The organism is Aeromonas sp. s13, from assembly GCF_040907905.1.
Taxonomy (GTDB): Bacteria; Pseudomonadota; Gammaproteobacteria; order Enterobacterales; family Aeromonadaceae; genus Aeromonas; species Aeromonas veronii.
This window is the reverse complement of sequence record NZ_JBFOCS010000077.1, coordinates 52,646-62,738: the sequence shown is the minus strand read 5'-3', so window position 1 is coordinate 62,738 and position 10,093 is coordinate 52,646. Positions and strand designations below refer to the sequence as shown.

Below are 10,093 nucleotides of genomic sequence, written 5' to 3'. Positions count from 1 at the left end.
GAACCGGTTTGTGGATGCAGGCAATAAGTTCGAAGTACGCGCACTGCGAGCATAACAACCAGCTTGTGCCCCCAAGCTTGGGGAGAGTCACCGTCTGCTCCCTTCTCCCCTTGCGGGAGAAGGGCTGGGGATGAGGGGGAACACCAATCCTCAGGCCACATTGCAGACCATCAATTCCTGCTCAGCCGTCTCCTCACCAAAGCGCAGCACCCGATGACAGATCTGACGCAACAGCGCCTGCTGGTGACTGAAGACAAGCATGCCGAGCCCGCGCTGCTCGCATTCAACCATCAATTCCCGCCAGAGCTGGCGCTGAATCTGCGGATCCAGCTGGGCGGTGACCTCGTCGGCAATCAGCAGACGAGTGCGGGGATCGAGGGCGCGCAACAGCGCGATGCGGGCCAGCTCGCCGCCGGAGAGCTGGCCGGGTTTACGACCAAGCCATTCAGGCTTGACCATAAAGCGGGCAAGCATGGCGTCATCGGGGCGCCACACATCCCACAGCGCCTGCCCGGTGGTGCGATAGGGATTGAAGGTGAGCTCCGGGTGCTGGGGCACCAGCTGGATGGGGTTATAACCTTTTACCTGTTCAGGTACTGGCTGCCCATCCAGCAAGATCTGCCCGCCAGCCCCAACCGGTTGCCAACCGGCCAATACCCGCCCCAGCGTGGTCTTGCCATGGCCGCTCGGTGCGGAGATGCCGAGCCGCTCGCCCGCTTTCACCGTCAGCGATAACCCCTGCCAGAGGGGACGTTCCCCCTGGGCGATGGTGAGATTTCGTACTTCCAACATCAGGAAACCTCCGGCACAGAGAAGAGCGCGTTGAACTCCGGCAGCGCCTGCCAGTGGGCTCTGAGCATCTCGCTCCCCTGCCCCTGACGCAGATGGTGGCAGCTCAAGGTATCGCTCACCAGCCCTTGATGCAGCGCCACGATGCGATCGGCGAAGCGGGCCGCCAGCGCCAGATCGTGGGTCACCCAAAGGATACCGCTGCCCTGATTGGCCAATTCACGCAACTGGCCGAGCAGCAGACAAGCCAGCCCCTCGTCGAGCCAGGCGGTGATCTCGTCTGCCAGAATGTAGCGAGCGCCGCCAAGGGCCGCGGTGCAGGCCAGAATGCGCTTGGCCATGCCGCCGGAGAGCTGGCGCGGATAGCTATCCAAGGTGGTCGCGGGCAACTGGTAGCGCATCAGTTGCTCGCCGAGCCGCTCGCGAGAACCGCTCTGGCCGCAGAGGCGTGCCGCACGTCCCAGCTGGCGCTCCACCGTCAGCAGCGGATTGAGGGCGCTTACCCCCTGTGGCACATAGCAGAGGGTGTGGCCGCGCAGACGGGCCCGACTGGCATCGCACAGAGGCACGCCATCAAGGGAGATGCTGCCGCGCATCCGCAGGTTGTCCGGCAGCAATGTCAGAGCGCTTTGCAGCAGCAGGCTCTTGCCCTCGCCGCTCCCCCCCACCAGAGCGACGATCTCCCCTGGCGACAGTTGCAGGCTGATATCGGTCAGCAAAGGCTGCCAGCTGCGCCGCCCCAGCCAGGAGTAGTGGGCCGCCTCTATGGTCACCTGGTCAAAACTCAGCATGGTTCACTCCTGTGCCACAACAGCTGTTGCAAGGCGCGGGTAGCCTGATCAAACAGCAACACCAGCAGCAGCAACATCAGTCCCGGGAAGAGGGCCAGCCACCAACCGCCACCGGCCAGATAACGCAGGGCATCGGCCAGCAGCAGGCCCAGCGAGGCCTCGTGGGCCGCCAGACCAAAGCCGAGAAAGCTCAAGGCCGCGCTGTGCAGCACCGCATGGGGAAACATCAGCAGGGTGCCGATAAACCACTGGGGCAACAGCCCCGGCAACAGGTGGGTACGCCAGCGGCGCAGCGCCCCCATCCCCTGACAGCGGGCCAGCACCACATAGTCGCTGCAGGCGATCCGCCGCGCCTCGGCGCAGAGAATGAGCGCCAGCTTGGGCCAGTGGGTGAGCGCCACCGCCAGAATCACCCCGCGCATACCGCCCCCCACGGTAAAGCAGATAAGGATCAAGAGCAGCATATGGGGCAACGCCAGCATGGCGTCGATCACCATTCGTACCGCCGCATCACATCTGGGGTGAATGAGCGACACGCTTGCCGCCACCATGGCCAGCAGGCCACTGCAGAGAGCCGTGCTGATGCCAAGCTCCAGACTGGTGAGGGTGCCTTGAAAGGCGCGCAACCAGAGAGCCCGCCCCATCTGATCGGTACCGAACCAGTGGGTCAGCGAGGGAGGTTGCTGGCGCGCCAGCAGATCCATCGGCACATCCTGATGAGAGAGGCTCCAGCCGTAAGTGGCCAGCAGCGCCAGTCCGATCATTGCCACGGCCAAGCGCACCATAGAGGGAAACGGATTAAACAGCATGCTCGCTCTCCCAACCCCGATTGATGCGCGCCAGCAGCAAACTGGCCACCGTGTTGCCAATAAAGACCAGCAGGGTGCAGAAGAGCACGATTCCCATCAGCAAGGGAATATCGCCCCGCAGCCCCGCATCAACGGTGGCCTGGCCGAGCCCCGGATAGGAGAAAACCTTCTCGGCCAAGAGCGAGCCGCCAATCAGCTCGCCGAGCGAGGCAAACTGCAGGCAGAGCGCCGGGGTCAGGGCGTGGCGCAACACATGAAAACGCAGCATGGGCCAGCCGCCATCCCCCTGAGCACGGGCGTAGCGGATAAAGTCGCTCTCCAGCACCTCGGCCACCCGCGCCCGGGTATGCAGGGCAATGTTGCCCAGCCCGAGCAGGGCGAGCGTGGTGACCGGCAGCAGCAGATGACGCAAGCGCATAACCCAATCCACCTCATCGGCAGCAAGCCCCGGCGTCCAGGCGCAGCAGACCGGCAGTAGCGGCCAGTGCACCGCAAACAGGGCGAGCAGCAAGAGGCCGACCCAGAAGGTGGGCAAGGAGGCGAGCAGGTAGGCAAAACGGCAAATCAGGCGATCGGGCCAACGATTGAGATAGCGACCGGCGCAGAGGCCCAGCAAAATCCCGAAAAAACCGGATAGCAGCCAGGCGCCCGCCAGCAGCAGGAAGGAGGCGGCAAAGCGCTGGCCTATGACTTCACCCACCGGTGCGTTGTAGAGCATGGAGTAACCGAGATCCCCCCGCAGCACCTGGGTAAACCAGTGCCAGTAGCGCAGCCAAAGCGGCTGATCCAGCCCCCAACGGGCAGCTATGCGGGCGTACTGCTCCGGCGGCACATGGAGCAGGTCGTTGCCGATATAGGCCTTGATGGGGTCGATGGGGGAGTAACTCAGCAGCACAAAGGTGGCGACAGAGACCAGACATAACAGCCCTGCCAGACGCAGCAGGGCTTTTAGCAACAGATAACCGGAGTGACTCAAGGGCGAACTTAACGGCACGTCCACCGCCAATCCTGCAGGTTGTTGAGGAGTGACCAGCTACCGTGGATTTCCGGTGCCCCCTTGCCAAGGTCGATGCAACGGTTGGCGAGATAGGTGTGCTGCACGTTGAGCAGCCAGGCCCAGGCGGCATCTCCCTGCACTCCGGCACCGGTCTTGCCATCCCACTCCACCTGCTGCCAGAACGGCACGGCCGCCTGCCAGTTCGGGGCATCCAGCGCCTGCTTGAGGTGGCCATCCACCACAGGGTTGCTGTAGTAGCCCGGATTGTAGAACTCCACGCCACCGGAGCCGCTCTGGTAGTGGTGATAGAGCTCCATGGGATCCAGACTCCCCCACCCCATCAGCACCGGATTGGCGTGCATCTCCCGCTCCACCTGCTCCCAGCTGCCGGACTTGAGGCTCACCTCAAAACCGATGGGCTTGAGCATGGCCCGCACCGCTTCCGCCAGATCCCGGCGGGTGCTGTCGCCACTGGTGTACCAGAGGGTAAAGGCGGCGCGCAGGTCGCCCTTGTGGCGAATGCCGTCACTGCCCATCTTCCAACCCGCCTCATCGAGCAGGGTATTGGCGTGGGCCGCATCCCCATCCTTGAAGGCGGTGGCTTTGTTCAGCCAGGGCAAGCCTTCTACCGCGCTGTAGGCGGGGATGGCATGTCCTTCCAGCAGCTGGTCGGCCAGCAGCTTGCGGTCGATGGCGTAGTTGATGGCGCGGCGCACCGCCACGTCCGAGGTCACGTCGTTGCCGATGGGATAACCCTTGGCATCTTTTTTACCAGCAGCAGGAATGGGGAAGACGATGCCGCGGTTCTCCACACTCGGCCGCACCCACAGCTTGAGGGAAGCAGGCACGGTTGGCGCCAGTGACGGGGCGATGCGCACCACATCGAGCTGGCTACTCTGGGCGGCGGCATAGGCGCTCTCTTCATCGATAAAGACAAACACCAGCCGTTTGAAGTCATTGTTGCCGCCGGCGTAATAGGGGTTCGCCTCCACCACCAGTTGCTGACCGGGCAGGAAGCTCACCAGCCGGTAAGGGCCGGCACCGACCGGTTTTTGGGCATAGGCTTTTGCGTCGTAATCCCGCTTCGACACTATCCCCAAGGATCCCAGCACGTTGACGAAGGTGCTCTGAGGGGCGCTAAGAGTGATGGCCACCTCGGTGGGCGAGAGCACCTTGGCCGAGACAAAGTTGCCCATGTCGATCTTGCCGCCGCCTTGGGCTGCGCTGTTGTAGGTAAAGGCCACATCTTCGGCGGTGAGCGGCGCGCCATTGGAGAATTTCAGGCCAGGCTTGAGGGTAATGAGCCACCCCTTGCCATCCTTGCTCGGGGTCACCGACTGGGTGAGCACATTCTGCCAGCTGAGATCGGCGTTCTGCTTGAGCAGCGGGCTATGCAGCAGCAGGTAGCTGCCGTGACTCCAGCCAAGCAAAGGGTCAAACCCTTCGGTGGGTTCGGCGCCGATGGCGAGCTTGAGCTCGGCAGGCACAGGTTGGGCAGCGGCCAGCGCCGCGTGAGAGGCAGTGCCCAGCAGCAAAGTCAACAGGGCGGCAGCACTGGTGCCACAGTAATGGCGAAGGGAATTGCGTGGAACAGTCATGGGGATCCTTCTTGTTTTGTACCACTCACGGATCATCACTCAAAAAAGAGGCGGAATGCGTGTCTGAACATGGGAGTGAGGGGCCAAAATGGCCCCCTATTCTAAACTTGATTTCGCGTGAAACCTAGCGACTATGCCGGTTGACCGCGCCGGGCACCGAATAGCCGTCTGCGGCCCAGATCCACGCCGCCAGCCCCTTGCTGCACCGGCAAGGAGAGCAGCATCTTGAGGGTGCTGCTCACCAGTGAGCGCCCCTCCCCGGCCCCAAGATGGGGATCGAGCGGCGACATCAGGGAGCAGGCCAGCAACTGACCACTTTCGGGCAATTCACCCACCATAAAGGTCATGTTGCCGCAGGGGAGCTGCAGGGCGAGTCGATCGCTGTTGCTGCGCACCGGCCAAAGCTGCTCCGGCCCCGGCAGCACCACCACGCTCAACATCCAGGGGGTGAGCACGCAGCCAAGCCACTGACCTTCAAACAACGTGCACTCCGCCACGATGGGCATGGTGGCGTGATAGAAGGGCAACGCCTGCATCTCTTCGCGAGCGATCCGCTCATACTGGGCTACCAGCAGAGGAGCGGGATTGGTGGCAAGACCGGCAAACTCCTGCGCCATCTCCGGTACTCTCTCCAGCACTCTCTCAACCTCGCTTAAATGGGACTGCACCATAGGCCCTCCCGTGCTTGTTCAGCTTTTTCTTGCTCAGAGAGCGGGATGGCGGGCGCGCCAACGGCGGCCAGCAGGGTCAAAATCCGATCCGTCGCCTCCCCCATGGCAGCCGCCACCACGGAGGTGAGGCCGATGCGGGGCTCGAGGGATTCGGGCTCGACCCCGATCAGGGTGAGCCGCTTGGGCGACTCCCCCGTCATGTGAAGCGCCGAGAGCACATCCGCCAGCCCCAGCTGATGGGGGGATATCTTGCGACCAAACAGGGTCGGGACCTCCTCATCCTTCAGGGTCACCACTGTGCCCGGCGGATTACCGCTGCGCACCGCATCCGCCAGAATGATGTGATCGCGACTGGCCATCGCTTCGAGCAGCTCCATACCAGCGGTACCGCCGTCGAGCAGCTCGATGCCGGGGGCGAAACGGTAGTTGCGTCCCAGCGCCTCGATGATGCGAACCCCCACCGCCTCATCGCTCAAGAGCAGGTTGCCGACGCCCAGGATCAGGATGTTCATCACAACACCTTCACCTGAGTCGTTTCGCCATTCTGGGTATCCACCACGTGCACCGCGCAGGACATGCAGGGGTCGAACGAGTGGACGGTGCGCACCACTTCCAGCGGCTTGGCGGGATCCGCTACCGGGGTGCCCACCAGCGCCTGCTCGTAGGGGCCAGGTTCGTCGTTGAAGTTGCGCGGGCCCGAGTTCCAGGTCGATGGCACCACCGCCTGATAGTTCTCGATCTTGCCGCCCTTGATGACGATCCAGTGGGAGAGCATGCCACGCGGCGCCTCTTCAAAGCCCACCCCGCGAAACTCTTTGTCCGCCGGGATCTCCGCCTTGATATAGGCGGTGGTATCCCCCTTGCCGATGTTGTCCACCAGCGCCTTCCACTGATGGGACAGGGTATCTTTGAGCACACAGCAGCGCACCGCGCGACCGATGATGCGGCCCATGGTGGAGTGCAGCTGTTCGGTCTTGATGGCGGAACCGGTCAGCGCCTTGTAGATGCCGTTCAGCTGCCCGAAATGCGCCACCGTCTCCGGGTGTTTGGCGGCCAGCTTCACCAGCAAGTCTGCGAGCGGCCCCACCTCCACCACCTTGCCGTAGAAGGTGGGGGATTTGACCCAGGAGTATTTGCCGTCATCCTGCCAGCCGGTGTAATCGGGCTCGGTCTTGCCCTCCCAGGGTTTGAGGGGCTCGTCATCCTTGTACCAGGCGTGCTTGTTGCTCTCGGCGATGCCGTCCATCAGCCAGCCATCCTGATGGCTCTCGATGGGGCGATAACCCGTCAGATTGCCATTCTCGATATAGCCGCCCGGCATCAGGAAGCTGCCGCCGTTGGCATCGGTGGGCAGTTCCGGCACGCTCAGGTAGTGTTTGGCCCCCTGCCCCAGACTCAGCCACTCGGGATAGTGGGCAGCGATGATGGCGGCATCTACCTTGTAGACCTGCTCGATAAACTCGCCGAGCCGGTCGATAAAGCTCTTCACATAGAGCAGCCGCTCGAGGTTGAGCACGCTTGGTGCATCCAGATTGATGGGGTTGGCCACGCCGCCCACCGCCAGATTCTGGATGTGCGGGCTCTTGCCACCGAGGATGGCGACAATGCGGTTGGCATCGCGCTGGCACTCCAGCGCCTGCAGGTAGTGGGCCACGGCGATGAGGTTTACCTCCGGGCTCAGCTTCATCTCCTTGTGACCCCAGTAACCGTTGGCAAAGATGCCGAGCTGGCCGCTCGCCACCAGCGCGCGGATCTTGTCCTGCACCTTGGTCAGTTCATCGGCACTGTTGAGGGACCAGGTTGATACCCCCTTGAGCATGTCCGCCGCTTTTTGCGGATTGGCCTCAAGGGCCGCGGTGATGTCCACCCAGTCCAGCGCGGAGAGCTGATAGAAGTGGACGATGTGATCGTGGATGTTGTGGGCCGCGATGATGAGGTTGCGGATGTACTGGGCGTTGACCGGCACCTTGGCGCCGATGGCGTTCTCCACCGCCCGCACCGAGGCGATGGCGTGGATGGAGGTACATACCCCGCAGATGCGCTGCACTATCATCCAGGCATCGCGCGGGTCGTTGCCCTTGACGATCTCCTCCATCCCGCGCCACATGGTGCCGGACGACCAGGCTTTGGTCACTTTACCGCCTTCGATTTCGCAGTCGATACGCAGGTGCCCCTCAATGCGGGTGATGGGGTCTATGGTGATACGTTGGCTCATACGTTGGCTTTCCCTCGGGCCTGATAATCTTGGTGAACACGTTCAAGTGATGGCAGTACCGGCAGCAGCCGGATCAACAGCAAATAGGCACACACCTCGATGGCAACGAAGCCCAGGGAGATCAGCACCTCCTCCGCAGAGGGGAAGTAGTGGTAGCCATTGCCGGGGTTGAAGGCGAGCAGGGAGTAATCCAGTCGCCAGAGAGCGGCGCCCAGCAGCATACTGAGGGCCCCCAGGAACAACATGCGCGAATCCCGGCGGCTCTTATCCCAGTGGAACACCAGCAGCGGGAAGATCATCAGCGCAATCTCGCTCCAGAACATGATGGAGAAGCGATTGAACTCGGAGAGATACTCCGACTTGTCGTGGATGACGATCTCGGCAAAGCGCAGCGCCACAAACAGGATCAGGAAGATATCGATCACCTGGGTCAGTTTGTAGAAGAGCGACTTCTCGTTGGGGCCCCGCCCCGCCAATCCCGCCTGCACCAGAGATCCCTCAAATACCACGATGGAGAAGCCCATGATAAATGCGGTCAGCAGCGAAAAGACCGGCAGCAACTCGTAGCTTTGCCAGAGCGGATGGATCTTCTCCCCCGCGACGATCATCAAGGATCCCATCGAGGATTGGTGCATGGTGGGCAACAGAGCCCCCAGCGCCAGCACGAAGAACATGATCTTGTTGAGGCGAATGAGCGACGCCTTCCAGCCGAACTTCTCCAGCAGCACGGGAGCGAACTCCAGCGCCATCACCCCGATATAGATGGTCATGCAGACCGCAGTTTCGAACAGCACCGAGGAGGTGTTGAAGTGACCGGGCAGGTAGAAGTATGGCAGGTTCCAGTAACGCCCCACGTCGATGGTGATGGAGAGGCCGCCCAGCGAGTAGCCAAACAGGCTCGCCAACAGGGCCGGTCGCACCAGCGGGTGATACTCGCCCCGGTTGAACACATAAACCGCCCAGGCCAGCGCCCAGCCGCCGCAGGCGAAACCGGTGCCGATCAGCAGATCGAACGAGATCCAGAGCCCCCAGGGGTAGCCGCCGTTCAAGTCGGTGACCGAGCCCAGCCCGAAGACGAGGCGTTTTAAAATCAACATGCCGCACAGCACGGCAAAGGGGGCCAGCACCAGCACAGGCCAGCTGACCAGCTTGCCGCCGAGGGGATACGCCTTGTGATTACTCATGATCCTTGCCTCCCTTTGTGGTGCCCTGATCCTTGATCTGCGTACTCCCCTGATCATGGCCATCATCATGATGGTGATCGTGACCATTCTTGGTGTTGCGGCGAATGAGCACCGAAAGGCCAGTCAGCACCACCATGGGCAGCACCATCCCCTTGTAGAGGGTGTGCTGGATATGCTCGGAGCGGGCACCGGAGGAGAGCTCCGGCAGATCGGGCATGTCGAGCTTGGTATAGGGCACCCCGGCCAGCACCAGCACCTGGGTGCCGCCCCCCTCCTTCTCGCCATAGACGTAAGGCTGGTAGTTGGGCACTTCGTGCAGGTAGGGGTCGTTGGCAGAGAGGGTCTGGCGCGGATAGGCATATTCGCTGCCCGGAGTCGCCAGCAGACGACGCTTGGCTTCAGCCATCAGCTCCTCGCGGGTGCCGAAGATCACGGCGCCGGTGGGGCACACCTCGACACACCCAGGCAACTTGCCCTGATCGATCCGCTCAAGCCCCTTCTGGTTGCAGAGCTCGCACTTGTGGATCGCCCCCAGCGGGTTGTCATAGTCATATTTGGGCACATCGAACGGGCAACCCACCATGCAGTAGCGACAGCCGGTGCAGACGCTCGGGTCGTAGTGAACGATGCCGGTCTTGGGATCTTTTTTAAGAGCCTGCACCGGACAGACAGAGACGCAGTTGGGATCGACACAGTGCATGCACTGCTTCTTGATGTAGGCGTAGCCATCCACCAGCTGATCCTTGTGCTCGCCAGTGCCGCTCTTCCACACCTGAATGATGTTGTTGGTGTAGGGGGTCAGCTTGTCGTTGTTGGACCAGGTTTGCGCCCCGGCTGGATTGGCCGGATTGCCGTTGAGGCGCTGACACTCCGCCACACAGGCCTGACAGCCGACGCAGAGGGTGGAGTCATACAACATGCCGAGCGCGCCGGGAATGGGCGGCTTGTTCTTGGCCGCCGCCAGTGCGGTGCCGGGTACGGTTGTGCCCGCCGCCAGCGCGCCGACGGAGGCAAATTTGAGGAAGTTGCGTCTGTTCAC

Annotated in this window: 10 protein-coding genes; all 10 read right to left on the bottom strand. The window is 62.4% G+C overall.

Going from position 1 to position 10,093, the window contains the following annotated elements:
• Window positions 1–150 precede the first annotated feature (150 nt).
• The 10 genes from AB5Y82_RS17090 to hybA all read right to left on the bottom strand — a co-directional run bounded on the left by AB5Y82_RS17090 (window position 151) and on the right by hybA (window position 10,093).
• Complete coding sequence (locus AB5Y82_RS17090) at window positions 151–792, bottom strand: ATP-binding cassette domain-containing protein (protein ID WP_368174285.1); 642 nt, start codon at window positions 790–792, stop codon at window positions 151–153.
• On the bottom strand, window positions 792–1,580 hold the full coding sequence (locus tag AB5Y82_RS17085; protein ID WP_368174284.1) for an ATP-binding cassette domain-containing protein: 789 nt from the start codon (window positions 1,578–1,580) through the stop codon (window positions 792–794). Before AB5Y82_RS17085 ends, AB5Y82_RS17090 begins: the two co-directional genes overlap by 1 nt.
• On the bottom strand, window positions 1,574–2,389 hold the full coding sequence (locus AB5Y82_RS17080; protein WP_368174283.1) for an ABC transporter permease: 816 nt from the start codon (window positions 2,387–2,389) through the stop codon (window positions 1,574–1,576). Before AB5Y82_RS17080 ends, AB5Y82_RS17085 begins: the two co-directional genes overlap by 7 nt.
• Window positions 2,379–3,389, bottom strand: a complete 1,011-nt coding sequence (locus AB5Y82_RS17075; protein ID WP_368174282.1) for an ABC transporter permease — start codon at window positions 3,387–3,389, stop codon at window positions 2,379–2,381. The genes AB5Y82_RS17080 and AB5Y82_RS17075 overlap by 11 nt, the downstream gene beginning before the upstream one ends.
• Window positions 3,374–4,984: an ABC transporter substrate-binding protein gene (locus tag AB5Y82_RS17070; protein WP_368174281.1), complete on the bottom strand. Its 1,611-nt coding sequence runs from the start codon at window positions 4,982–4,984 to the stop codon at window positions 3,374–3,376. Before AB5Y82_RS17070 ends, AB5Y82_RS17075 begins: the two co-directional genes overlap by 16 nt.
• Window positions 4,985–5,115: 131 nt before the next feature.
• Window positions 5,116–5,655, bottom strand: coding sequence for a hydrogenase-2 assembly chaperone (gene hybE, locus AB5Y82_RS17065; RefSeq protein ID WP_368174280.1), 540 nt, complete (start codon window positions 5,653–5,655; stop codon window positions 5,116–5,118).
• A complete protein-coding gene (locus tag AB5Y82_RS17060) occupies window positions 5,637–6,167 on the bottom strand; it encodes a HyaD/HybD family hydrogenase maturation endopeptidase (protein WP_181224191.1) in 531 nt (176 codons plus the stop codon). Before AB5Y82_RS17060 ends, hybE begins: the two co-directional genes overlap by 19 nt.
• Complete coding sequence (gene hybC / locus AB5Y82_RS17055) at window positions 6,167–7,870, bottom strand: hydrogenase 2 large subunit (RefSeq protein WP_368174279.1); 1,704 nt, start codon at window positions 7,868–7,870, stop codon at window positions 6,167–6,169. The genes AB5Y82_RS17060 and hybC overlap by 1 nt, the downstream gene beginning before the upstream one ends.
• Window positions 7,867–9,054 (bottom strand): Ni/Fe-hydrogenase cytochrome b subunit, encoded by a 1,188-nt coding sequence (gene hybB / locus AB5Y82_RS17050; protein WP_021230238.1) that lies wholly within the window; start codon window positions 9,052–9,054, stop codon window positions 7,867–7,869. The genes hybC and hybB overlap by 4 nt, the downstream gene beginning before the upstream one ends.
• Window positions 9,047–10,093, bottom strand: coding sequence for a hydrogenase 2 operon protein HybA (gene hybA, locus AB5Y82_RS17045; RefSeq protein WP_111900005.1), 1,047 nt, complete (start codon window positions 10,091–10,093; stop codon window positions 9,047–9,049). Before hybA ends, hybB begins: the two co-directional genes overlap by 8 nt.

What these genes read in the sequence shown, in the direction of transcription:
- AB5Y82_RS17060 (WP_181224191.1), bottom strand. Translation starts at nt 6,167, where the DNA reads ATGAACATCCTGATCCTGGGCGTCGGCAACCTGCTCTTGAGCGATGAG.
- hybE (WP_368174280.1), bottom strand. Translation starts at nt 5,655, where the DNA reads ATGGTGCAGTCCCATTTAAGCGAGGTTGAGAGAGTGCTGGAGAGAGTA.
- AB5Y82_RS17070 (WP_368174281.1), bottom strand. Translation starts at nt 4,984, where the DNA reads ATGACTGTTCCACGCAATTCCCTTCGCCATTACTGTGGCACCAGTGCT.
- hybC (WP_368174279.1), bottom strand. Translation starts at nt 7,870, where the DNA reads ATGAGCCAACGTATCACCATAGACCCCATCACCCGCATTGAGGGGCAC.
- AB5Y82_RS17085 (WP_368174284.1), bottom strand. Translation starts at nt 1,580, where the DNA reads ATGCTGAGTTTTGACCAGGTGACCATAGAGGCGGCCCACTACTCCTGG.
- hybB (WP_021230238.1), bottom strand. Translation starts at nt 9,054, where the DNA reads ATGAGTAATCACAAGGCGTATCCCCTCGGCGGCAAGCTGGTCAGCTGG.
- AB5Y82_RS17090 (WP_368174285.1), bottom strand. Translation starts at nt 792, where the DNA reads ATGTTGGAAGTACGAAATCTCACCATCGCCCAGGGGGAACGTCCCCTC.
- AB5Y82_RS17080 (WP_368174283.1), bottom strand. Translation starts at nt 2,389, where the DNA reads ATGCTGTTTAATCCGTTTCCCTCTATGGTGCGCTTGGCCGTGGCAATG.